The 23,921-nt window shown below is 38.6% G+C and carries 24 protein-coding genes and 1 other annotated feature; of the genes, 6 read left to right on the top strand and 18 right to left on the bottom strand.

Annotated elements, in window-relative coordinates:
• Positions 1 to 85 precede the first annotated feature (85 nt).
• The 4 genes from IGL15_RS04370 to IGL15_RS04355 form a co-directional block, all read right to left on the bottom strand.
• On the bottom strand, positions 86 to 985 hold the full coding sequence (locus IGL15_RS04370; protein WP_104765422.1) for an RsiV family protein: 900 nt from the start codon (positions 983 to 985) through the stop codon (positions 86 to 88).
• Between the two features lie 16 nt (positions 986 to 1,001).
• Positions 1,002 to 1,508 carry an RNA polymerase sigma factor gene (locus IGL15_RS04365; protein WP_002295126.1) on the bottom strand — a complete coding sequence of 169 codons (507 nt, stop codon included), beginning with the start codon at positions 1,506 to 1,508 and terminating at the stop codon, positions 1,002 to 1,004.
• A gap of 188 nt (positions 1,509 to 1,696) precedes the next feature.
• Positions 1,697 to 2,317 (bottom strand): DNA-directed RNA polymerase subunit delta, encoded by a 621-nt coding sequence (gene rpoE, locus IGL15_RS04360; protein WP_002292825.1) that lies wholly within the window; start codon positions 2,315 to 2,317, stop codon positions 1,697 to 1,699.
• 75 nt (positions 2,318 to 2,392) lie between these two features.
• A complete protein-coding gene (locus IGL15_RS04355) occupies positions 2,393 to 2,830 on the bottom strand; it encodes a DUF1934 domain-containing protein (RefSeq protein ID WP_002295125.1) in 438 nt (145 codons plus the stop codon).
• A gap of 162 nt (positions 2,831 to 2,992) precedes the next feature.
• Here IGL15_RS04355 and IGL15_RS04350 point away from each other — a divergent pair, with 162 nt between their 5' ends.
• Genes IGL15_RS04350 through yidA form a run of 3 tightly spaced genes read left to right on the top strand, consistent with a single transcriptional unit; the run spans position 2,993 to position 6,002 of the window.
• Positions 2,993 to 3,823 carry a lipoate--protein ligase family protein gene (locus IGL15_RS04350; protein WP_002295123.1) on the top strand — a complete coding sequence of 277 codons (831 nt, stop codon included), beginning with the start codon at positions 2,993 to 2,995 and terminating at the stop codon, positions 3,821 to 3,823.
• On the top strand, positions 3,807 to 5,174 hold the full coding sequence (locus tag IGL15_RS04345; RefSeq protein WP_002295121.1) for an HD domain-containing protein: 1,368 nt from the start codon (positions 3,807 to 3,809) through the stop codon (positions 5,172 to 5,174). Before IGL15_RS04350 ends, IGL15_RS04345 begins: the two co-directional genes overlap by 17 nt.
• 18 nt (positions 5,175 to 5,192) lie before the next feature.
• Positions 5,193 to 6,002 (top strand): sugar-phosphatase, encoded by an 810-nt coding sequence (gene yidA, locus IGL15_RS04340; RefSeq protein WP_002295119.1) that lies wholly within the window; start codon positions 5,193 to 5,195, stop codon positions 6,000 to 6,002.
• Positions 6,003 to 6,044: 42 nt separating this feature from the next.
• Here the strand turns inward: yidA and IGL15_RS04335 are convergent, their stop codons facing one another.
• Complete coding sequence (locus tag IGL15_RS04335; RefSeq protein WP_002295117.1) at positions 6,045 to 6,488, bottom strand: NUDIX domain-containing protein; 444 nt, start codon at positions 6,486 to 6,488, stop codon at positions 6,045 to 6,047.
• Positions 6,489 to 6,621: 133 nt separating this feature from the next.
• On the opposite strand from IGL15_RS04335, the gene gloA reads away from it, so the two are divergent.
• Complete coding sequence (gene gloA, locus IGL15_RS04330) at positions 6,622 to 6,993, top strand: lactoylglutathione lyase (RefSeq protein WP_002295115.1); 372 nt, start codon at positions 6,622 to 6,624, stop codon at positions 6,991 to 6,993.
• Positions 6,994 to 7,161: 168 nt separating this feature from the next.
• On the opposite strand, the gene IGL15_RS04325 is transcribed toward gloA, so the two are convergent.
• Both IGL15_RS04325 and IGL15_RS04320 read right to left on the bottom strand, forming a co-directional pair.
• A complete protein-coding gene (locus IGL15_RS04325; protein ID WP_002295114.1) occupies positions 7,162 to 7,944 on the bottom strand; it encodes a PhzF family phenazine biosynthesis protein in 783 nt (260 codons plus the stop codon).
• Positions 7,941 to 8,912 (bottom strand): ornithine cyclodeaminase family protein, encoded by a 972-nt coding sequence (locus IGL15_RS04320; RefSeq protein ID WP_002296449.1) that lies wholly within the window; start codon positions 8,910 to 8,912, stop codon positions 7,941 to 7,943. Before IGL15_RS04320 ends, IGL15_RS04325 begins: the two co-directional genes overlap by 4 nt.
• 91 nt (positions 8,913 to 9,003) lie before the next feature.
• On the opposite strand from IGL15_RS04320, the gene IGL15_RS04315 reads away from it, so the two are divergent.
• Positions 9,004 to 10,398: a PLP-dependent aminotransferase family protein gene (locus IGL15_RS04315; RefSeq protein ID WP_002296450.1), complete on the top strand. Its 1,395-nt coding sequence runs from the start codon at positions 9,004 to 9,006 to the stop codon at positions 10,396 to 10,398.
• Positions 10,399 to 10,589: 191 nt separating this feature from the next.
• Here IGL15_RS04315 and IGL15_RS04310 read toward each other — a convergent pair whose 3' ends face one another.
• Genes IGL15_RS04310 through IGL15_RS04265 form a run of 10 tightly spaced genes read right to left on the bottom strand, consistent with a single transcriptional unit; the run spans position 10,590 to position 20,507 of the window.
• The gene (locus IGL15_RS04310) at positions 10,590 to 11,945 is read right to left on the bottom strand and encodes a TrkH family potassium uptake protein (RefSeq protein WP_002295106.1); all 1,356 of its coding nucleotides are present in this window, start codon (positions 11,943 to 11,945) and stop codon (positions 10,590 to 10,592) included.
• A gap of 29 nt (positions 11,946 to 11,974) precedes the next feature.
• Positions 11,975 to 12,610: a V-type ATP synthase subunit D gene (locus tag IGL15_RS04305; RefSeq protein WP_002295103.1), complete on the bottom strand. Its 636-nt coding sequence runs from the start codon at positions 12,608 to 12,610 to the stop codon at positions 11,975 to 11,977.
• A 6-nt stretch (positions 12,611 to 12,616) separates the two neighbouring features.
• Positions 12,617 to 13,993, bottom strand: coding sequence for a V-type ATP synthase subunit B (locus tag IGL15_RS04300; protein WP_002292842.1), 1,377 nt, complete (start codon positions 13,991 to 13,993; stop codon positions 12,617 to 12,619).
• On the bottom strand, positions 13,986 to 15,767 hold the full coding sequence (locus tag IGL15_RS04295; protein WP_002295101.1) for a V-type ATP synthase subunit A: 1,782 nt from the start codon (positions 15,765 to 15,767) through the stop codon (positions 13,986 to 13,988). Before IGL15_RS04295 ends, IGL15_RS04300 begins: the two co-directional genes overlap by 8 nt.
• 21 nt (positions 15,768 to 15,788) lie before the next feature.
• Positions 15,789 to 16,100, bottom strand: coding sequence for a V-type ATP synthase subunit F (locus IGL15_RS04290; RefSeq protein ID WP_002292844.1), 312 nt, complete (start codon positions 16,098 to 16,100; stop codon positions 15,789 to 15,791).
• The gene (locus IGL15_RS04285) at positions 16,090 to 17,076 is read right to left on the bottom strand and encodes a V-type ATPase subunit (RefSeq protein ID WP_002295099.1); all 987 of its coding nucleotides are present in this window, start codon (positions 17,074 to 17,076) and stop codon (positions 16,090 to 16,092) included. The genes IGL15_RS04290 and IGL15_RS04285 overlap by 11 nt, the downstream gene beginning before the upstream one ends.
• A gap of 14 nt (positions 17,077 to 17,090) precedes the next feature.
• Positions 17,091 to 17,675 (bottom strand): V-type sodium ATP synthase subunit E, encoded by a 585-nt coding sequence (locus tag IGL15_RS04280; RefSeq protein ID WP_002295097.1) that lies wholly within the window; start codon positions 17,673 to 17,675, stop codon positions 17,091 to 17,093.
• Between the two features lie 20 nt (positions 17,676 to 17,695).
• The gene (locus IGL15_RS04275; RefSeq protein ID WP_002292848.1) at positions 17,696 to 18,166 is read right to left on the bottom strand and encodes a V-type ATP synthase subunit K; all 471 of its coding nucleotides are present in this window, start codon (positions 18,164 to 18,166) and stop codon (positions 17,696 to 17,698) included.
• A gap of 18 nt (positions 18,167 to 18,184) precedes the next feature.
• Positions 18,185 to 20,188: a V-type ATP synthase subunit I gene (locus IGL15_RS04270; protein ID WP_002295096.1), complete on the bottom strand. Its 2,004-nt coding sequence runs from the start codon at positions 20,186 to 20,188 to the stop codon at positions 18,185 to 18,187.
• The gene (locus tag IGL15_RS04265; RefSeq protein WP_002349065.1) at positions 20,175 to 20,507 is read right to left on the bottom strand and encodes a hypothetical protein; all 333 of its coding nucleotides are present in this window, start codon (positions 20,505 to 20,507) and stop codon (positions 20,175 to 20,177) included. The genes IGL15_RS04270 and IGL15_RS04265 overlap by 14 nt, the downstream gene beginning before the upstream one ends.
• Positions 20,508 to 20,606: 99 nt before the next feature.
• Positions 20,607 to 20,654, bottom strand: a sequence feature (sodium ion sensor (DUF1646 type); this cis-regulatory element may regulate processes involved in with the transportation of sodium ions).
• Positions 20,655 to 20,843: 189 nt separating this feature from the next.
• Here IGL15_RS04265 and IGL15_RS04260 point away from each other — a divergent pair.
• Complete coding sequence (locus tag IGL15_RS04260; RefSeq protein WP_002300438.1) at positions 20,844 to 21,563, top strand: gamma-glutamyl-gamma-aminobutyrate hydrolase family protein; 720 nt, start codon at positions 20,844 to 20,846, stop codon at positions 21,561 to 21,563.
• A gap of 329 nt (positions 21,564 to 21,892) precedes the next feature.
• On the opposite strand, the gene IGL15_RS04255 is transcribed toward IGL15_RS04260, so the two are convergent.
• Positions 21,893 to 23,791 (bottom strand): fructose-bisphosphatase class III, encoded by a 1,899-nt coding sequence (locus IGL15_RS04255; protein WP_002295093.1) that lies wholly within the window; start codon positions 23,789 to 23,791, stop codon positions 21,893 to 21,895.
• Positions 23,792 to 23,921: the final 130 nt, after the last annotated feature.

The raw sequence follows: 23,921 nt of genomic DNA, 5'->3' as shown, positions 1-23,921 counted from the left end.
ATATCTCTTCTTTCTCTTTTTCTCTTCTTATTATTTACTTGTACTTACTTGAAAATTGAAACTGCTAGTCGCAACTACTTCTCGTCTAATGATCCAAATAATCTTCCGATGCCAAAATCGTTTTTGTCACGGACTTAGGAATGACAAATTCTGGTGTACCCATATAACCAGGAGCAATTTCGTATTGAGAAAAAGTCAAAACTAATTGATGCTCTTTGTTCAAATAAAAACTTCGTGTAGGCGTAACAAGTGTTGGTTTTTCTATCGTCCCTTCTTGAATATCTTGCTCAGTCCAATAGTACTTAGATGGATCTTCCTTGACTTGTTCGGCCATCTGCCGTTTGACTTCTTTTGTCAAAACAGATAGATAGGTGTCATCTTTGAATAAAAGTGGAAGTGAGAGCTGGACACTGTTTTTCTTGTCGATTGTGTCGTATCTTTTTTCAACATAGCTATCTGCTGCTGTTTGGGTGATCTGCCTTTCAATCACGAGAAACCGGTTATCGTCTACGATTTTCTGATAATCTCCCAAAACTTGGTAATGATCCGTTTCAAAATTTCCATATTCTTTTTCAGCTTTTTCAAAATCTGCTTGTCCTTCGCGAAAGTATTTTTGATTTAATCCATGAATTGTTTTATTTTCTTTCTCATTTTGTGTATTGATCTTCGGTACCTGAATATCGATTTTTTCAGATCGATCAGTAAAGCGTTCGCCTAAGATCAATTCAATGACTGATCCTAAGATGGGTAAATCTTCTGCAAAGCTTCGAACTTGACTATTAAAAAGAAGGCTACTTGTTGTAATCATTACGATAGCCAAAGATACTCCGAACCCTTGGAGACGTCTCTTTCTCCGCTTTGCTTTTATAAATGATTGCTCTTCGATAATAAAACGCTGGCGGATCTCCTCTTTAAGCCCTTTGGGAATTGCTTGTTCTTTATAAGTTTTCTTTAGTTTTTTTAAATTTTCTTTTTGGGAATACATGGCACTCTTCTCTCCTTCATTCTAGGATTTGACGTAAAGCATTCAATGAGCGGTACATTTTCGTTTTAACTGTGTTTTCATTCATATCCAAGATAGTCGCAATTTCTTTCAAACGAAATCCTTCAAAAAAGTAGAGGATCAGAATCTCTTTTTCCGGACTGTCTATTTTATCTAAAATCATATGGAGCTCTGCAACGGAAGTTTCTAAAGGTAACTGTTGGGGGATATCTTGAATTTCAAATAAGTCCACAGGCGTCCTTTTTTGTCTGCGCCAACTATCTAATGCCGTGCGGATCAATATCCGATAAAACCATGCACTAAAATGCTCGATCTCTTTTTCTTTTTCAAAATAGTTCAGGGCTTTATGAAAACTATCTTGCATCACATCTAAGGCCTCTTCTTTATCATGTACGTAATTCATCGTGATACGGAACATTTTTTGATAATCAGTTTCGATGAGTCCATTCAGCAGGTGACGGTATTTTTCGATCTGCCGTTTTTTCTTATATCCAGTAAAAATCATTCTCCACTCCTTTCTGCCTCACTTAATATGACGTACAAGGTGCGCTAAAAGTTTCAATTTTTTTATTTTTTATGTATTTACTTGGGATTTTTATATACAAAAAAGAAGGTGTGACAAAAATCGTGTCACACCTCCTTATTCTGATAGGCTGATCGTCTCTGTCACAACCTCTCGTAAGAAAATAATGTTTATTCTTTTTCAGAGTCAGAAAATTCTTCCTCTTCATAATCTTCATCATCATCGTCTTCGTCTATGATACTTAAATCTTCTTCGATATTTCCTGGCAAGTCTTCTTCATCATCTGTCGGGTCATCTGCTCCGATTTCTTGCAAGTCAGAATTATAAGCAGCGATTTCTTCATCTTCATCATCATCGTCATCAAACAGATCATCGTCATCTTCTTCTGTCAGATCTGTATCTTCTGGGTCATCGTCATTGTAATCGATCGCGTCTTCATCATCATTGATAAAGGCGTTGACTTTCTTGCGTTTACGGCGACGTGGAGTATCTTCATCCTCTTCGTCCATTCCATGGTTTACTTCTTCATCGATCGAATCGATAGCATACCATGAACGCAAGCCCCAACGATTATCCCCTAATGAGATAAAGCTGCCGTCAATATTCAAGTCAGTATAAAATTGTGCGAGTGAATCACGAATTTCACTGTCTGATTTCCCAAGATAGTTTTGGATCTGGTTAGCTAAATCAGAAAAATCCATGACATCGCCACGTTGTTCTAAGATCGCGTGTGCTACTTCGATCATTGATAATTCGCTTTTGTTTGCACCTTCAAATACACTAATTTCCAATCAGGACACGTCCTTTCACAGTCTACTCCTTATCATACAAAATCAGACACAAAAAATCAAACTTTTCTTTTATATTTACGCTGTAAAATCCAAGGTCAAATAATATTCGCCGATTTTTTCCGGTCCCATGAACAGATCATAATCGATTCGAACCTTCCCTGCTGTGGGACGGTCTTTCAAACTAACATGCAGTTCTTTCGTAAAAGTAGCAATCTGGATCATACCGTATGGTGTTCGATAGGATGTTTCTAACCGTTCTTTATAGCCAAATTTCAAACGCATCCGCATTTCTCCTGCACGGATCAGCTGTACATGACCATCTGGAACTAATTTGATCGTTACAGGAATCTCATCGCCCGTCTCCTCCTGAATCTCTTTATAACGTATGTACAGCGTATCGCCAATTGTCACCATTTGCCCTTTCAAATCAAAATAAAAATCTTGCACTTCCCCTTGCTGTTTTACTTTTGTACGCAATTTGATTGAAATCGGTGTTCCTTGTGATAATTCCATTATTCATTCTCCTTTACTTCTCATAGCTACATTGTTCCTAGTTTCTTTTGTTTTGTCAACCAACTTGTCCATTTTTACAGAAAACCTTTTTTCCAAAACAACTCTTTGATTTTAGAGTATAATATTGTAGAAAATATGAATTTATACAAAGGAGCCGGTTGAATGAACCCTGCGATTCGACTAGATCAGCACATTTATCAAAAAAACGACTTTTCCCCTTTTGCATTAACAGATATATTAACGGAATATTCTAAAGAACACCAGCAAATCTTTTTACATTTCTGGCAATATGACTGCACAGTCATCTTAGGTATGAAGGATGTTCGAACTCCTTTTCTAAGTGACGGGATCCAAACACTGAAAGATGCAGGTTACGCTCCAGTGATCAGAAATTCAGGTGGATTAGGGATCGTATCAGATGAAGGAATTTTGAATATTTCTTTGATTTTCCCCCAAAGTGACACAAAAAAAATAACCATAGATGACGCTTACGAGCAAATGCTCCTATTGACTAAATACGCTTTTCCAAAGGCACCGATACAAGCATTCGAAATCACCCATTCTTATTGTCCTGGAACTTATGATTTAAGCATCCATGGCAAAAAATTTGCCGGTATCGCTCAGCGTCGGATCAAAAATGGGATTTCTGTTATGATGTACTTAAGTGTCAACGGTAATCAGGAAAAACGCGGGCAAGTCATGAAGCGATTTTATCAATCTGCTTTAAAAGAAGACTTTGGTACAAATGGCTATCCTGCAGTGGATCCTGCTACAATGGCAACACTTGAAGAACTGCTTGACCAACCCCTTTTTGTAAAAGAAGTCAAAGAAGCATTTGCAAAAGCTTTTGAAAAGCTGTATTCTGCAAGTGATTTACAGGATTCTACCGACTGGCTAAAAAAAGAAATCCAGCTGGAGCAATGGAACAACCAAATCCAGAGAATGGAACAACGTAATAACATAAAGGAGCTACATTATGACAACCCCTTATAAATATCAAATGCTGCCTATGGAAAAAGTTTTTCGTGATCCAGTCCATAACTATATCCATGTCCAGCATCAAGTAATCTTAGATTTGATCAATTCGAAAGAAGTCCAACGTCTACGACGCATTAAACAATTAGGCACTTCTTCTTTCACTTTTCACGGAGCAGAACATAGCCGTTTTACTCATTCATTAGGCGTTTATGAGATTTCAAGACGAATCTGCGATATCTTTTCTCGAAATTTTTCAAAAGAAAAAATAGGCAACGGAGGCTGGGATGATCAGGAACGGCTGGTGACTTTATGTGCGGCACTGTTGCATGATGTCGGTCATGGTCCTTACTCTCATACATTTGAACATATCTTCCATACGAATCATGAAGCCATCACTGTAGAGATCATCACTTCTCCAGAAACAGAAGTGTATCAGATTCTTAACCGAGTAGAAGAAGGTTTTCCTGAAAAGGTAGCTAGTGTGATCCAAAAAACTTACCCCAACCCACAAGTTGTCCAAATGATTTCTAGTCAGATCGATGCAGATCGAATGGACTATTTGCTTCGGGATGCTTATTTCACTGGAACAGAATATGGAACATTTGATCTTACCCGAATATTACGTGTGATTCGTCCTTATGAAGGCGGGATCGCTTTTTCCATGAGTGGCATGCATGCAGTGGAAGATTATATCGTTAGCCGATATCAAATGTATGTGCAAGTGTACTTCCATCCTGTTTCCCGTGGTATGGAAGTAATTTTGGAGCATCTGCTTCATCGCGCACACGAGTTGTATCAAGAAGATGCCAGCAGTTTTGAACTCCATTCTCAATTACTTCTGCCATTTCTTGACGGAAGCTTTACTTTAGAAGAATACCTCAAACTTGATGATGGGGTCTTGGGCACTTACTTTACTCAATGGTCTGAATCTGCTGATCCTATTTTAAATGATTTAGCTAAACGTTTTTTGAATCGTAAACCACTGAAATCTGCTACTTTTTCTGGCAACCGGGATTCAAAATTAGTCCAAGAACTCACTTTGTTAGTAGAAAAGGTCGGATATAATCCTGTTTATTACACTGCTGTGAATTCTAGCTACGATCTACCTTATGATTTTTATCGCCCAGAACAAGGCAGACATCGCACACAAATCGAGATTTTGCGAAATGACGGAACTTTGATAGAATTATCACAGGTTAGTCAGCTTGTTGCTGCATTAGCGGGACAAGAACAAGGAGATGAGCGATTTTTCTTTCCAAAAGAAATGGTTGATCCGTCCTTGCGTGATCATTATGATTTATTTGACGAAACTTATCAAGAATTTGCCAGCCATATCCGTAATGGCGCATTGATTGAAATAAATTAAAATATATTGGAGGAAATTATGTCTATCAAACTAGTCGCTATCGACATCGATGGTACTTTATTAAATGAGAAAAGAGAAGTAACAAAAGAAGTAAAAGAAGCGATTGCCGCTGCTGTTGCAAAAGGTGTTTCGATCGTTTTATGCACTGGCCGTCCCTTACCAGGTGTCCAGGAACAGTTAAACGAGTTGAACCTTTTTCAAGATAATGATTACGTTATTACTTATAACGGGGCACTCGTACAACAAACGAAATCAGGTAAAATCATCGCCCGTCACGGACTGACACATGAAGATTTCCTAGAGATCGAAGTGATGGCACGCCGTGTCGGCAGTCATCTCCATTCGATCGATGACAAAGCGATCTACACGCCTAATCGAGATATCAGCGCTTATACGATCCACGAAGCAAGTTTAGTCAAGATGCCGCTAAAATATCGAACACCTGAAGAAATGACACCAGACATGAACATCGTCAAAATGATGATGATCGACGAACCAGAAATTTTAGATGCAGCAATTGCGCGTTTACCGCAAACTTTCCGTGATAAATACACAACGGTCAAAAGTGCGCCCTATTACTTCGAAGTACTAAATAAAGAAGCAAGTAAAGGTGCGGCAGTTGCGAATCTCGCACAGCACCTTGGTATTGATCAAGATGAAATCATGGCTATCGGAGATAACGAGAACGACTTATCCATGATTGAATATGCTGGTCTAGGAGTAGCAATGGGAAATGCCGTTTCTCTTGTCAAAGAAGCAGCAAATGTCATCACTTCATCAAACGACGAGCACGGTGTAGCTGAAGCAATCAAAAAATATGTACTGTAATAAATAAAAAAACTGAGAGAAAGCTGATCTACTCGCTTTCTTTCAGTTTTTATTTTTTTCGATCCATCTCTCGACTGCCCATCGGTGGCTACCACGTTTCAATTTCACAAGCGCTTCTTGAGGGCTCACCCACCAAATTTTATTGGTCTTTTCAGTTGGTTCTCCTATACGCTTCCAAGAATCAGCAACAAAGAAATATCCTGGATTATAATAATAAGTTGCACGATAATTCGAGTAAAAATACTCATCAGCTTCTCCCAGATAAGAAGAAATTTCTGCCACAATTCCCATTTCTTCTATCAGCTCACGGACAATCGCTTCTTCTTTCGTCTCTTCTCCTTCAATTTCCCCGCCAGGAAGAAAAAAAGCACCATTTGGAGCCTCGATTACTGCAATCTGCTGATCTCTTTCTATGACAATATATGCTGCATAACGGGTTTGATAATCAGCAAATTGCTTTTTTTCACCAAAAATTGGTTTATCCATGAATAGTTTCCACCTTAACAGTTTTATTTTCTATCCATTTTACATGAGAAATTTCTCATGAACAAGCACAAATCAACTATTTCCTTACTTCTTTTTGTTATGATTGAGTAAAAGGAAAAGGAGAGATGAATCTATGAAAATGGCTCACACATGTGTTCGAGTGAAAGATCTTGAAGCATCAATCGAATTTTATCAAAAGGCATTTGGTTTTGAAGAAAGCCGCCGCCGTGATTTTCCAGAAAACAAATTTACACTTGTTTATTTGACACTTCCTGGGGATGACTATGAATTAGAGTTGACTTACAACTATGATCATGGTGCGTATGATCTAGGAGACGGCTATGGTCATATCGCTATAGCAGCTGATGATCTAGAAAAATTACACGAGCAACATAAAGCTGCTGGTCTTGAGATTACTGACTTAAAAGGATTACCTGGCACTGCGCCTTCTTACTACTTTGTCATTGACCCTGATGGTTATAAAATCGAAGTCATCCGAGGATAGTTAGTATGGGGCATTTTACTCTTGATTGAATAAAAAACAAACACCAATAATTAAAATGAGACGCAAACTTTTCATTAAATTGAAAAAGTTTGCGTCTTTTTTTAACAACCATTGTAGCTATAAGGTTGCCACTCTCCACCAATTTATTTTTAATTCATTTGAAAGAAATCAAATAAACGAGGTACCTTTAGAAAACAAAACTGCTTTTCCTCCTATTATCACACGATCTTCTTTTAATTCACATTCTAGATCCCCGCCCCTTGATGACATTTGATAAGCTGACAATTTTGTTTTATTCATTCTTTCTGCCCAATAAGGAATAAGATTAGAATGTGCTGATCCACATACTGGATCTTCATTGATTGTTAATTTTGGAAAGAAGGTTCTAGAAACAAAGTCTTTTTGCACACTTTCTGCTGTCACGATGACTCCTATTCCTAATTCAAAATTTTTGATAGCTGTAAAATCTGGCTGCAATTTAGCCACCGTTTTTTCATCTTCTAATACGAAAAATAAATCACGTGCTAAGTAGGCTTCTTTAATCTTAGCCCCAATCGCTTCTTCATATTCAGACAATATCGGCACTTTTTTCGGCATAATACTAGGAAAATCCATGTAATAATAATCTTTAATTCTTGTCACAAATAGATTACCGCTTTGAGTAGAAAATTTAATCGTTTCATCAGGTATTTTGTAATAGTTAAATAAAACAAATGCTGTTGCTAATGTCGCGTGACCACAAAGATCGATTTCTCGATCTGGCGTAAACCATCTAAGCTCAAATTCTTGGTTTTTCTTCACTGTAAATGCTGTTTCAGATAAATTGTTTTCAATGGCAATTTTTTGCATCGTACCTTCTGGCAGCCATTCTTCTAGCACATAAACCGCTGCTGGATTTCCTTTGAACACCTCATCTGCAAATGCATCAACTACGTAATAATCTAAGTTCATTTTAAAGCCCCTTTCTCTAATTTGTTATAAATATATTCTGCACAACAAAGATCTTCAATAGCTAGACCAACTGCGTCGAAAATCGTCGGCCTCGATTCTCCTTTATAAAATGTTTTTTTCTCAGAAACTAATTCGCCTAATGTACCAACAATACAAGATTCCTCTAAATCTCCTTCTGCCATGGCTATAAGCAGGTCCCCGCTTTCTGTTAAGGCAGCTGAGTAATCATCTACATAGATTTGAGAAGTTTCCATCAACGATGTACTTATCTCTCTTGTATCAGGAGTAAATGTGCCCACAGCATTGATATGTGCGTCTTCCCTTACCCACTCTTTTTGAAGAAATGCCTCTTTACTAGAGGTCAACGTACAAATGATTTCCGCTGGACGTACTGCATCTTCTACTGATATTGCATTTATAAACGTTATTTTAGGATACTGTTTTTTAGCTTTAGCGATAAAAGTATTTCGTCTTTCTTCTAAAATATCGTAAACAAACACTGTAGTGATGGGACGAATGGTAGAAATCGCAGTCAAATGCGACAATGCTTGTTGACCAGCTCCAATTAAAGCAAGTGTTTCTGCATGCGGATTTGCTAAGTAATCTGTTGCCAGCGCAGATACAGCAGCTGTTCGAATCCAGGTGACTGCATTTGCGTTTATCAATGCTTTGGGTAGTCCGTTTTGAGCATCAAACAAGAAAATCTCTCCTAAATGAGAAGGTAAATGATACTGATGATTATCCGGAAAAGCGGTAATGACTTTTGTGCCAAAATATCTGTTCTCCCCCAAATAAGCAGGCATCATCGCAAACATATTTTTGCCTTTTCCGTCAGGTAAAATTTCCACCAATCGAGGATTTTGGCTGATTTTACCACTTTCATAATCAAAAAAACATTTTTTCATTACTTGAATCGCTTCTTCAAAACTAAAAGAAGCTACTACTTCCTCAAAATTAATAATTTTCATAGACAATTCCCTCCTCACAAAAGATTAACTTCTAAAATCAATACAATCAATGGTAAAATTGTATGGTATACAATTTTAAGGAGTGGAGAAAATGCCTATTAATTCTTATGACAATTACCCGTTAACTTGGCGACCAGACAAACAAAAATTGAAGCGTCCTTATTATCGATCGTTGATTCAACAATTAGAACAAGATATTTTAAAGAATAAATTACAGAAAAACACTCAGTTACCCTCCCAAAGAGAGCTAGCTGATTATTTAGATTTAAATTTTACTACCGTTGGCAAGGCTTATAAATATGGAATTGAGAAAGGTTTGCTGTATACGAATATTGGAAGTGGCACATTTATTTCTCCCAATGTCTTTGAGTCCATCACCATCTCTACCAATGAAGTAACCGAACATATCATTGATTTTGGTCTGGTTAGTTCTTTTGAAGAATGTAATAAATTCGTTGTCCCGTTTATTCAATCAACTAGTAATAACCCAAATCTTGTTGGTTTGCTTAATTACCAAGATCCCAAAGGCACAAATTTTCAATTGACTACTGCAGCAAATTGGTTAAAAACTCAAGGAGTCATTCCGTCCTTAGAATCTCTATCTATTGTTTCCGGTGTTCAAAATGGATTGGCTATCACACTTTCTGCACTTTTCTCTCCAGGTGATAGAATAGCAACAGACCGATATACATACGCTAATTTCATTGAATTGGCTCAGTTATATCATTTAGAGATCGTTCCAATTGATTTTGACGAGCAAGGAATGCGACCTGATATATTGATTCAGGAATGTAGAAAAAAGAAGATTCATGGTGTCTTTCTTATGCCTTCTTGTAATAATCCTATAGGGTTTCAAATCTCTCACAAAAGACGAGAGCAATTAGCCGAAGTGATTGAAAAAGAAGGTCTATGGGTTATTGAAGATGATATCCATTCATTTTTAACAACTTACTATCAACATACGATCATTCCTCCTTTCCAAAATTTATTACCTAACCAAACAATCTACTTAGCTGGAATGACAAAATTTATTTGTTCTGGATTGCGAGTTGCTTATCTTGTAGTTCCAGTACATGTCCAAAGCAAGATAGAACAAGCAATTTTTAATATAAATGTGAAAACTTCTGGATTAGATGTGGAAGTCATCACTCAAATCCTCCATTCAAATGAAGCAAATAGGATCTTAGAAACTAAATTAAGTCTTACAAAAAGAGCCAATCAGCTTTTTGATTCTCTTTTCAAAGTAGAAAAACCAACGAATCGTGTCCCTTACTATCGAATTCTTCCAGTTGATCCTGAGATTGACCCTAAGATAATTGAGAATGACTTTCTTGCTAACGGTATCCGACTTTATCATTCCAGACGCTTTACTACACGTGCGCAACCAGATGCATTCGTTCGAATTTCCCTATCCTCTAATAACCTTGAAATTTTAGCTTCTGGACTAAGTATCGTAAAAGAAAAAATAAAAAAATATGAATTATAACCTATTGATAAATAAAGGAATCAAATCTTATTGATTCCTTTCAATAAAAAAGAGGCACTACCCGAGGTTCAACAACGGGTAGTGCCTCAAAAAATAAACGAACATTTTGCACTTAAAGTATCCAAGAAGCAAGAAAAATTATTTTATTTTCTTATTTTACTAAATCACTAGGTTTCTGTCAGAAGATGAAATTATCCAATCATGACACTTTCTTCTGGATATTTGTATTTTGATTGTGTTCTTTGTGCTTTTGTCATCAGAGAGAAGACCACAGTCAATACACCAACTCGTCCAATGTACATAAGCGCTATAATGATCAATTTCCCTATTGCAGTCAAGTCTGGCGTCAATCCCATCGTAAGACCTACTGTACCAAACGCAGAGAAGACCTCAAAAGCAATATATTCGATGCCAGAAGTTTTAGGTATCGTTTCAGTCACCGATAAAATCATGATGGCGACTACACACAACGTCAACGTAACAAAAAATAAAGTAAGTGCCCGCAACACTGCGCCTTGTCGGATGGTACGGCCAAATGCTTCCGCTCTCGTACGTCCTTTCAACATCGAACGCATCTGGATCAGCAACACACCTAACGTAGTTGTTTTCAATCCGCCGGCCGTCGACCCAGATGTTCCGCCGATGTACATCAAAAACATCGTTAAAATCAGACCTGCATGGCTCATATGGAGGTAATCAACTGAATAATATCCAGCCGTTCTAGGTGTCACACTCATAAAAAAGGTGTTTGCCAATCGTTGAAACATATTCCCTTCCACTAGCGTTGCCCCATTGCGCTCTGTGAAAAAGAACACAACGAATCCGCCTAATAAAAGGGTACCTGTAACGGTTAATGCGATTTTTGAATGAATCGTCATCTTCTTTTTCTGATGATATTCCAGTAAATCACGCCATACGATGAAGCCTAACCCACCAGAAATGATCAAAGCAGATACCACCATGATCAAATAAACATTTTGCTGGTGATTGGCTAAACTGTCTCCTAACAAATCAAACCCTGCATTACAAAAACTAGAGATTGCATGGAACAAACTGTACCAGATACCTTTCAACCAGCCAAATTCAGGCACAAATACAAAAGATAAAGCAACCGTACCAATCAATTGGATCACAAAGGCCAATTTTAGGATGTAAAGCATGAGCTTCATCACACCTGATACTTCTTCTAGATTCAGCGCTTCTTTTAATATAATACGTGTGCTGAGACTGACTTTCTTCTTTATCAATGCAAAGCATAGAATCGGAACCATCATAAAACCAAGACCGCCGATCTCAATCAAAAGCATGATCAAAAATTGACCAGCACTGTTCCAATGCTCTGCTGTATTCAATGTTGTCAATCCCGTTACACAGACAGCAGAAGTTGCAGTGAAAAGCGCATCGATAAAATTTGTCCCATGCCCACTATTACTAAAAAATGGTAGGGTAAGTAGGCCGCCGCCAACTAAAATCAGGAGAAAAAATCCTAATGCGAGAAGCTGAACAGCCGGCAAACGTTTCTTTATTTGTTTGCTTTGTTTAATCATCGTTTTCCTCTTTTAAAAAAAGATACCACTTAGTCAGTGGTACCCATATTTTTTACTTTGATCAACCTTGTTACTTCTGCGCGCTCGTTTTCTTCCAGCTTCATACGAATATAATAGATCGTTTCTTCTAATTGAGGGATCGTCATATATTCTAATGCATTGACTCGCCGACGTGTCTTTTCGATTTCACTCGCCATCAGTTGACAAGTTTTTTCGATTTCTGTCAGTTCCAAAAGTTTTGGAAGCAGGGTAGTAAACCGATCGATTGACCGATCCAGTTCGGCACTGGAATTCAAATACCCGTATTCCAAAGGTGTGTCTGTCAGCTGTTCATCATATTCAAAATTCATCACAGGTACTTTTACACTCATGATATTTTTGTCTACGATAGACAAATCAACGTTTTCCGCCGGCAAAACAAATAATTCTTCGATGAAAGGTTCCGTGATCGAAGCATTTGCCAATACAAAATCAGACATTGCTTCTGTCATAGACTCTTCCATTTCTTGACGCAGCTGGTTGTTCTTTCGAATCAACAGGATGAATTGACGCATCAGTTCATCTTGCTTATCTTTTAATAATTTATGCCCTCTTGTGGCAGTTGTCAACTGTTTTTTCAATCGAGTCAATTCCATGCGGGTCGGATTCACATTCAATCGTGCCATCAGAACTCACTTCCCTTCTGGCAGATATTTGTCCAGCATGTCGTCTTTGATTCGTTTTAATTCGGTTCTTGGCAACATCGATAGCAGTTCCCACCCTAGATCAAGTGTTTCAGTAATCGAACGGTTCGTGTAGAATCCTTGATTGACATATTCTTTTTCAAACCGCTCAGCAAACTTCGCATAGATCTTGTCTACATCAGATAAAGCAGATTCACCTAAAACTACGGCTAATTCTTTTGCCTGTTTTCCTTGTGCATAGGCTGCAAAAAGCTGATTCATCGTAGCTGCATGGTCTTCTCTTGTCTTTCCGGGTCCAGTTCCCTTATCTTTTAACCGCGAAAGAGACGGGAGTACATCAATTGGTGGCTGAATCCCACTCTTGTAAAGCTCTCTAGTCAAGATGATCTGTCCTTCTGTAATATAACCAGTCAAGTCAGGGATTGGATGAGTTTTATCGTCTTCTGGCATTGTTAGAATCGGAATTTGAGTAACCGATCCTTTTAGTCCGCGGATTCTTCCTGCTCGTTCGAATAAAGTAGCTAAGTTCGTGTAAAGATACCCAGGATATCCTCTTCTTCCTGGAACTTCTCGCCGTGCTGCAGAAATCTCTCGCAATGCCTCTGCATAGTTGGTCATGTCTGTCATGATAACCAAAACATGCATTCCCTTTTCATAAGCAAGATATTCTGCAGCAGTCAAAGCCATACGAGGAGTAGCGATACGTTCGATTGCAGGGTCGTTTGCTAAATTCATAAACATGACAGAACGGTCGATTGCGCCCGTTTGACGAAAATCTTCCATGAAAAATTCAGCTTCTTCAAAAGTGATTCCAATAGCAGCAAAGACTACGGCGAAATCATCTGATGAATCGAGTACCGTTGCTTGTCGCGCGATCTGAGCAGCTAATTCTTTATGAGGAAGACCAGAGCCAGAAAATACTGGTAATTTTTGCCCACGAACTAATGTATTCAAATGATCGATTGCAGAGATACCTGTTTGGATAAACTCATCTGGATAATCCCGAGCTACTGGATTGATTACTTCTCCGTTAATATCCAAATGCTTTTCAGGCAGGATCTCTGGTCCGTTATCTTTCGGTCGTCCCAAACCATCGAATACTCGACCGATCATGTCTTCCGATACACCTAGTTCTAAAGGATGGCCTAAAAATCGTACAGAAGAGTCACGTAAATTGATACCACTTGTTCCTTCGAATATTTGGACCATTGCTTTATCTTCTTGGACTTCCAATACTTGTCCACGACGAATCTCGCCATTTTGCATACGGACTTCGATTAATTCTTCATATTTGACACCAGCAACTTTTTCAACCGCCATCAATGGACCGACGACTTCACCGATCGTACGATATTCTTTAATCATTGCTCATGCCTCCTTCTGAAACGATCGTTTGCATCGTTTGCTTGATTTCACCAATAATTTGATCTAGTTTTTCTAATTCTGTTTCCGGGATATATTTGCTTCGTCCGATCCTTTCACGAATCGATACGGTACCGTCCATGATCTCACTTAAATAAGCACCTAACGACAACGCACGGCGTCCTTCTTCACCAAAGGTCAAGATCATCTTCAACATTTTGAATTGTTTCTCTCTTGAAGTGAATGTATCGACATCATCAAAAGCATTTTGCTGCAAATAATCTTCACGAATGGATTTTGCCACTTCTAATGTCAGACGGTCATTATCTGAAAGGGAATCAATCCCTACCAAACGCACGATTTCATTCAGCTGCTGTTCTTCCTGCAAAATACGCATGCCCTCGGTGACCATGGATGCCCAGTCAGCTTGAAGGATATGATCCATATACTTCCCTACTTCTGTTGAATAAAGAGAATAGCTTTGTATCCAATCGATCGAAGGAAAATGTCTTTTTTGGGCTAAACTGGAATCAAGACCCCAGAATACTTTTACGACCCGCAATGTATTTTGTGTGACTGGTTCCGAAATATCCCCTCCAGACGGGGATACAGCACTGATTGCGGTTATACTTCCTTCGCGACCTTCTGATCCTAATGCAATGACTCTTCCAGATCGTTCATAGTATTCCGCAAGCCGTGAACCAAGATAAGCTGGATAACCTTCATCACCAGGCATTTCTTCCAAACGTCCGCTCATCTCACGAAGTGCTTCTGCCCATCGTGAAGTGGAGTCTGCCATGATAGCAACGTCATAACCCATGTCACGGAAATATTCCGCAATTGTGATTCCCGTATAGATAGAAGCTTCTCGAGCTGCTACTGGCATGTTTGATGTATTAGCAATCAATACCGTACGTTCCATCAACGATTCTCCTGTATTAGGGTCAATCAATTCAGGGAATTCATTTAAAACATCCGTCATCTCATTTCCACGCTCGCCACATCCCACATAGACAACCATGTCCACATCGGCCCATTTTGCAATTTGATGCTGAACGACTGTTTTCCCTGCACCAAAAGGACCAGGTACAGCTGCTGCTCCTCCTTTTGTCACTGGGAAGAATGTATCAATCACTCGCTGTCCAGTGATCATGGGTGCATCCGGGTTTAATTTTTCTTTGATTGGCCGACTACGTCTTACTGGCCATTTTTGAAGCATCGTCAAATTTTTGTCACCATTTTCGGTTTCAATGACACATACTGTTTCATCAATAGTGAATGAACCTTTTTCGATTGTTTTGATCGTTCCTTTTATCCCATTTGGCACCATGATTTTATGTTTTATAACTTTTGTTTCTTCTACGATCCCGATAACATCTCCAGCACTCACCGTTTCTCCGGCTTCTACTGTTGGTTCGAACCACCATTTTTTCTCATGGTCCAATGCGGGCAATTGAACTCCGCGCCCTAAGAAATTACTTTGTGTGATTTCCATAAAGGTATCTAATGGCCGTTGGATTCCGTCAAACATTTGTGAAATGATCCCTGGTCCTAATTCAACAGATAAAGCTTCACCAGTAGAGCGAACCGGTTCGCCTGGACCAATTCCAGAAGTCTCTTCATATACTTGAATAGACGCCACATCGCCACGCATCTCGATAATTTCTCCGATAACTCCTAGATCTCCCACTAGACACATGTCTTGGATACTGGCATCAGACATGTTCTCAGCCATTACAAGAGGTCCGGAGACTTTTATGATTTTTCCAATTTGCAAAATTTCTATCTCCTTTTCATACTATAAGATATTTTGACCTACTGCTTTTTCTACGTTTTTTTGAATTTCTTCCAGCCCTATCCCTAATGATCCTTGATGATTGGGAATCAATACGATAGCAGGTATCATTTGTTCCTTGTAACGTTCGATCGTTTCTGGGCTCAATGCTGCACATTGCTCTGTGACATAAATCACGCCATACTCATTCTTTGCCATTTCTTCAATTGCCTGACGAACGGTTTGCTTGGTTGTACCATAACGAACATCAAAGCCAAACAATTTGAATGGCAAAACAGAATCTTTGTCGCCAACTACACCGATCTTATGCGTCATAGACTTGTCTCACCCGCTTTCTGATTGTTTCTGATTCGAAATGGCTTCTTTTGCCGATAACCAGTAAACGAAGGTTTTTGCTTTCTACCTCTTTTGCGTTCAAAAAGGCTAGTAGTGGCAGTGGTCCGAAAGCCTGGGTTTGTGCTTCTTGATACAATGAACTTAGATAATCATCTTTCAACTGTTCAAGCTTTACGAGATCAATATTTCCCTCACGGATGACAGGGCGCAGAAAATCAGCATAATCTGTCTCTAATAGAAAATTCGTGTAATCTTCCATATCTTTATCTACAAAGTTCAAAAATACTTCTTTTTCGATACTTCCCGAGCTGGAAAGTACCGTCGTCATGAACCCATATGTTCTTTTCTGCAATATTCCTCGAGCCATCGTTGTGATATTGGTCAAGTCAATAAAAGCAATGACTTCTGTCAGCAATTCTTGATATCCTAGCTTATCGGCAAGCCGTCGCTGCTCTGTCAAAAACTGTCGATCATAAATCACGTCAATTCCCTGAAGAATGGTAGACTCTTCAAAATAATCACGTACTTCTCGTATACTGTCCATAATGCTTTCAGGAAGTTCATTTGAAACTTGCGTATGAATGGCATCCTTCAAGGTTTCTAATGAATAAAATCCATCGTCGATATACAAATGGTCCAGATTTTGATTTGTCATCTCAGCTTTTGTCAAAACCTTCAGATTATGGAAAGTATAACGCATCGTATAGATCCAAACGATTTCAGGCTCCGGTGCTGATTCCTTTAACCAGCGAAATAGACGGCTCTGCTCCTTTAAAAGATTCTGTTCGAAGTCATATTCATATCCGTCATAAATATATGGACTGTAAATCGTGGATTTCAATATTTCACCAAGTGCTTCGACAGAATTTGTTTGAATCATCCGTTCAAATGTCTCATTGGACAAAAGTTCAAGCTCTCTTCCGCGAATCAAGGGATTTAGTTCGTGGTATTCCATACACTGATCCCTCCTTATTCGAATAATTGATTGGCAATCTCAAAACTCATCGTTCCTTGGATATCTTGTACAAGGCTGCTGAAAAGAAAATTATACTGAACTCCTTGATCGTTTATCAGAAAACCCGCTTGATCAGCAACAGTTTCATCACTTAAAACCATCATAAAGGGAAGTTCATTGTTCCATTCATCCAACAACGTCTGAGAAAGATAGGCTGCTGATTTTTCTCCAGCAATGAATGCTACTTTTCCTGTCAAAGGTAATGAATACAATGCATTTTTGATAAACTGGATTTGTTCAGATTCATCCCAATTTTCCATTTCAGTTACCGCATCTGCAAACAATCGTCTTAAAAATTCCTGCTTCGCATTCAAATTTTCTTGTCGTACTTCTACTTGCTGGCGATTCCTTAGCTGACGGTATTTTTTTTCGAGTAATTCGATTTGTTTTTCTTTTTGTTTTTGATGTTCTGTTTCAACTTGCGTACGTTTTTGTTCAAAGTTTTGATCGATCTTCATTCGCTCTTCTTGTTCTAACGCCGCTCTTTCCTGCTCTGCTGCTTCGTTCATCTGAGAGATGATTTTTTCAATGGCGTTCATCTGCTTTTCCTCCTTTATGCTTAGGCATTCAACACTAATAGGAAGGAAATAACGAAACCTAAAATCGCGTATGTTTCAACCATCGCAGCAAAAATGATTCCTTTTGTAGCATGTTCAGGTTTTTTCGCTAAAATTTGAATACCTGCCGCTGCGACTTTTCCTTGGGCAATACCTGAAAACAAGCCTGTAAAAGCAATCGGCAGAGAAGCACCTAGAAAGTTCAGTCCTTGTACAACTGACATGTCATTTCCTAAGTTGATAAAAATCAAAAAGGCAATAACGAATCCATACAAACCTTGCGTACCTGGAAGCAATTGCAGAATCAGAGCCTGCCCGAATTTTTCGGGTTGACTTGTTGTCAATGCTGCTGCTGCCTCACCTGTCATTCCAACACCTTTAGCTGAGCCGATCCCTGAAAAAATCGTCGCTGTTGCCATCGCTAATACCGCAAATACCATTCCACCATTTTGACTAATTAAGTAATCCATCATTATATAAAAATCCTCCAATTATTTATTGTTTTTTTTCTTGTGATTGATGTTGACGTATTTTTCCGCCGTTTTCAGCGGATCAAAGGCACGTCCGCCTCCTGTATAAAACTTCCCAAAAAATTCGACATACTGCAATCGTGCGCCATGGACATAGGCACTTAGCAGTGTCAAAAACATATTCAGTGCGTGTAAAGCGATGATCAAAAGGATCCCTACACTGAATCGAGCAGCTGGCGGCATGAAAGCAACTAGCATATTGAATGCCGCTCCAATACTTCCGCCTGAAATACCCAATGCCATCAAACGTGTATAACTGACTAAATCACCGATATAGCCGGTCAGTCCGTAAAGATTATACGCACCTTTGGCAGCACCTTTGACTTTAGACGGCGTTTGGATAATCGGAACGATCAAGATACATAAGGCAGCAATGATCGATAGCCCAGCGCCAAGGTAAACAAATGCTGTATTTTTTATCAACATGGCACCAACCAACGCAATAACGATCCCAATTAGGATCCCTTGCCAGGCAAATCCATCACTGACAGCACTCAAGTAATCTTTTCTCCTGATATTTTCCTTTGCTGCCACAAATAATCCAACCAAAATCTGTATCAGACCGAAAATCACGGATAAAATCAAAATCGTATTGACGTCATCCGTCGTAGATAGGATTGGGAAAGGCAAGCGGATGCCAAACAGTTCTTTTGGTAATGACTGTCCGAAAAATGAACTGTAGATCAATCCCCAGATGATCGATGGTATCGAGAGAATCTCAAAGAATTTTACGAAACGTTTCATCCCGCGTGGTAGAACAAGTAGTTTTTGAGCTAGTATTGTCCCAATGAGCATCAGCAAACCATAACCAACATCTGCGACCATCATCCCGAAGAAGACAAGATAAAATGGTGTCATCCAAGGTGTTGGATCTACTTCTTCATATTTTGGCAGACTGTACATTTCAGTCAGCAATTCAAAAGGTTCGACAAGCGGATGGTTTTTCAATTTAGTAGGGACTTCCTGCTGAATCTCTTCTGAGTTTGGTGTTTCGAAACTGACGTATATATCTTCTTCTGATACGGTTTCGTTTAACACATGCAGCAAATTCTGTTTTTCTTCTGCATCTACCCAACCTTGCAAAACGATCAGATAAGTCGCATGGATAAACCGTTCTTTTATTTTTTCTCGTTCTGCAACGGCAAGTGTGACTTCTTCTACCCATTCAAATTCTTGGATATAGCCACTGCACTGACCTAACGCTGTCGTTATCTTCTTTTGCTGCTCGTGAACAATGGATAATTGCTGCTTGGTCTCTTGCAGTTTTTCTTTAGGATTTTGTTCATAAGGATACGTTTCTTTATTGAACCCGTATTTCCCAGCAATTTCTTCTATAACAGCAACTGATTTTTTTAAAGCAACATACGAAAGATAAACTTGTTTTGGCGTATAATCTATTTCTTCCATATAAACGTCATCAAGCTTACTCAGTTCTTCCTTGAAACTTTCAAAATTTGCTGCACTCACAGTCCCCATCTCAAAAATGGTCGTCTTACTTGCATACATACTTGGAGCAATATCCAGCTGTTGCCAATGAAGAAGCCATTCTTCCTCTTCTTCTAAACGATCACGTTCTTCAGTTAGTTGTTCCCACTTTTCTTTTAAATCAAGGACTTCTTTCAATTTATTTATGAAATTTTCTTCGGAATAATTGGCTTCCAAATCTTGTAAGGAAAGTTCTTGACGTTTCAAATGGAGTTTCTTTTGACGGCTATCGCCGTGGTGTTGTATGAATTGGATAGCTTCTTGGATGTCTTTCAACCGATTACCTAAAGCGCTTAATTTTGCTTCTTTATCAATAATCGTGGTATCTGGAAAATACTTCTCCACCCACTGGTTGTTTGTTCTATTTTGATACAGATCCCGGATTTCAACGTTTTGGATTCCTTGTACTGCTTGTAAAATCCTCTCCTGATTTCTTTTATCTGAAATGAGGGTCACTTTTTCCATCTTAGTGACGGCCATAAGTTTCTTTCACCCTTTCAATGATCGCACCGATCGCTTGACTCTGATGCTTTTGATATTGATCTTTCAAAGTTGCTTGCACCTTGTCTGCTTCTGCTTTCAATTTCATTTTTTCTTTTTCTAATTCTTGTATTTCAAATTGTTCTTTTTCTTCCACCAACTGTTTTAGTTGTTGTCGATAGTTTGTTTGGATCGTTTCCAATTCCTGCTCTTTTTCTGTTGCATAGATCTTCAGCTGCTGCCGCAGTGTTTGAGCACGCTTTTCATTTTCTTCTTCTGCTTTTCGGATTTGTTCCAAAGCTTCTAACACTTGCTTCACTTCCTTTCGATTTAAAAAAGAGGTACATGCTTTCTTTTTTCATTGAAAGTATGTACCTCTAAAGATAACTTAGTATAGGCAGGCCCCTTCAATAAAATGTCCTTCTCACCCCTTGAAGAACTAGATCCTTGAAGCTTACGCCCAACCTTTTTATTTCTGCTTACTTTTTATTATAACAAATTAAGCAATATTTTCAACTATCGTCATGAATTTCACACGAAATTTCTCTTTACAGATAGTAACACAGCAAGAACAGATAAGTATAGGGGCAAGTCTTACATAGTTTAATTTTTTTTAAATCCTTGTTACAATAAGTCTACTTTAGGGGGAATACAAATGAAACCAATCATCGGCATTGCCGGAAATCAACTGATTCGAGCAACAGATACTTTCCAAGGAAATCAAGTGAGCTATACACCGCAAGGATTCGTGGATGCAGTTTTAGATGCTCAAGGATTGCCTCTTATTCTGCCAGTCATGTCTCCAGATTCAGCTCCTCAACTGATTGGACAAATCGACAAACTTATTCTTGCAGGTGGTCAAGATGTCAGTCCACAACTTTACATGGAAGATCCTCATCCAAAGCTAACGGAAACAAATATTCAACGAGACCAATTTGAACAGGCACTGATCTTGGAAGCATTGAAACAAAGAAAACCAATTTTTGCAGTCTGCCGGGGACTCCAACTATTGAATGTCGTTTTGGAAGGTACACTTTATCAAGATCTTTCATTATATCCAAAGTGGTCAGTAAAACATGAACAACAGCCCACTGCCCCGCAATTTACGACTCACGAAGTCAAGATTGTTTCAGACAGTTTGTTAAGCAACCTTCTCCCCGATCCATATTTTGTGAATTCTTACCATCATCAGGCAGTCAAAGATCTTTCACCTTTATTAAAAGCCATCGCTTTTTCTAACGATGGACTCGTTGAAGCGGTTCAAAGCAAAGATGATATGCATAAAATCCTCGGTGTTCAATGGCATCCGGAACTTACCCACCGTGTACATCCATCTGAACAGCGCTTATTCGATTTCTTTGTGAATGAATTTTAATAGACTTTCTGAGGGGGTTGTGAAAAAGCTGTTTAGTTTCGAGTATTAAGAAAAATTTTGTGAAAATGGCTTTTCACATTTTTGCATAAATTTGGCTTAATACCGAGAAACTGGCTTTTGAACACCGTTTATACCAAGAGGTCGTGAGCCTGCCGTTCAACTCTGAGTCACAAGGAGCAATTTCAAAAAACAGCTTTTCATGTTTGTTGAATAGTGTGACTTGTGACCGAGGAGTTGGCAGAAGAACACCGTTTATCCGGAAAAAGAGACTGCGACACGACTTTTGTCTCAGTCTCCAGTCTATGGAACAATGTTCACTGGAATTCTTCTCAATCGTCCTTTCGATAGTCCAACAGCCTTTTGAGCTGGGTAATCTGCTGCTGCAGTTCCATACCTTTTGTTGTATCACGATTGAGTTTGCGTGGTAGTTGCTGTTCGATTACTTTTTTCACATTTGTTTGGTCGGATTTTTTTGCAAATTGTTGTTCAATAGGCAAAAACGGATAATGTGTCACGATTTGGAAACCATAAGAATTGCATAATAGTGAATAACCGGCAATTCCTGTCGTTTTTTGATAAGCTTTGGATAAACCTCCGTCAATGACAAATACTTTTCCATTTGCTTTGATCGGTGACTCCCCTTTTTTTACTTTTACTGGCGTGTGCCCATTAATGATTGCTGACCCTTCTTCTTTTGTGTCGAATTCTGCTAAAATTTTTTCACTGAACCACTCTTCATCTCGCAAGTGATAATAAGGATTGCTTTTCTCGACGTGCGTATGAGGCTCTGTGAGAAAATAACGTTCAAAAGTCGCCATTTTACTCTTGCCGAATAAAGGCGAAAATGGCCCACTCCACGCATACCAAATCAAATCGGTTGCTAAATCTTCTTTTGCAGTCAGATCTTTTGCGCTTTCAGTTATCTGTTTTTCAAAAAAGCCCAGCAGTTCTTTTCCGCGATAAGATTGGTCTAATTCAAATGCTAAGAGCTGTCCCTTCTCGTCTACAGGTATACAGCCATGAAACAGCACATGCTGATTGTTCGTGAGATACATTCCCCCTTTTTCGATCAAAAACGTCATATGTTTTTGCATTCTCAAAGAGTGCTGGAATGAATACATCAAACTATCAATCACTTTTTGTTCCTCTTCCAAGAATTTTTTTGGATCATCTGGCTGGATCGTTTGAAAACAAGTTCCTTTCAACTCATAGAGCTGACCTTCTAAATCAATCGTTGATGCTTCATAGTCGATTTTTTCCAGCAATTTACGATCGTCCATTTTAAATTCAGGTCGACGATCCAATAACTGATGTTCTGATTTGAATTGAAGGATAGAAAGTGCCTGATGGATTTTTTCTAATTCTTCTTGCTCTCTTTCGGATAGATTTTTACTGTTTTTAGGCGCAAATACTGGATTCTTCTGATAAGTTTGATGAGCAAAAGAAAACAATGGACGTAAATTCAACCCATATTCTTTCTCTAATTCAAATAAATAATTATAGCGTGCTGCAATCCGTAAAAGTGTCAGTAAACATGCCTCAGAGCCGCAATACGCACCAATCCACAAAATATCATGATTTCCCCATTGGATATCTACAGAAGAAAAATCCATGATTCGATCCATCACTTTGGCTGCTTGAGTTCCTCGGTCAAAAATATCTCCAACGATATGCAAATGATCGATGACAGATTTTTGGATCGTCTGTGCAAGTTTCGTTAAAAATTTTTCTTCTTCCTTCATCAAAACAAGTTGTTCAATGATTTTTTTTACATAGTCTTTTTTTCCATTGATACGGTCATCGATATACAAGAGTTCCTCAATGATATAGCTATATTCTTTCGGCAATCCTTTTCGAACTTTTGACCGGGTATATTTGACTGTCGTAAACCGTAAAAGATCGATCAAATGATGGATCAGCTGCGATTTATCTTGTTCTTTGTACCAATCAGTCGTTAATGCATATTCTGGATAAGCCGTAAAAATAGTGAATTGGCTGATATCCGTTTCCGTCATTTGTTCAGAAAAAAGGTCTTTGATCTTTTCTTTAAGATTTCCTGAACCGATACGCAGAATATGATCAAAAGCAGGAAATTCGCCATGTATATCACTCAAAAATAACTCTGTTCCTTTTGGAAGCTGCAAAATTGCTTCGAGATTGATGATTTCCGTGATGACATCCTCCGTTGAGGGGAATTTTTCTGAAAGTAAATCTAAATAACGGTCCATTAAAACGCCTCCAAAAATTGGTATACTCAATATTATAAAGTTGTTATACACTATTTTCAATGAATATATATCCAATATAGTAAAATAAATAAAATAGGTCTATACAAAAAGAAGCTGGGAACAATAGATG

This window comes from Enterococcus sp. DIV0436a (assembly GCF_051711605.1).
GTDB lineage: Bacteria > Bacillota > Bacilli > Lactobacillales > Enterococcaceae > Enterococcus_B > Enterococcus_B faecium.
The sequence above is the reverse complement of the archived record's forward strand: the minus strand, read 5'-3'. Positions and strand labels throughout refer to the sequence as shown.